The following is a 267-nucleotide window of genomic DNA, read 5'->3' on the forward strand; positions in this document are numbered from 1 at the left end:
ATGAGGATGAGGTTGCTCTCGCCGGGTTCGGTGGTGTAGAGGAGCATGTCGCTGATATTCTCGCCGTCGTCGGAGGCGCGTCTGAAAATGGTAGTCGACTCATCCTTTTCGGTGGCAGCAAGTAGCTGTTCCAGTCCGTTTTGCTCCACATATTCCTTAACCATCTCGCGGGCCTTCTGGGCGGCTTTTTTGTTGGATATGTTCATCACGAGCACCGAATCGAGGTTTCCGGTCATTTTGTTGAGTGCCTGGTCGCCAAGGTCGATT

At 53.2% G+C, this 267-nt stretch carries 1 protein-coding gene; it reads right to left on the bottom strand.

Annotated elements, in window-relative coordinates; genetic code table 11:
* The coding region (locus tag ACX9YW_RS23065; RefSeq protein WP_495995589.1) for a DUF4252 domain-containing protein at positions 1-236 on the bottom strand (236 nt) is incomplete at its 3' end.
* Between the last annotated feature and the right edge of the window lie 31 nt (positions 237-267).

It is taken from the genome of Pseudoneobacillus rhizolycopersici (assembly GCF_054786815.1).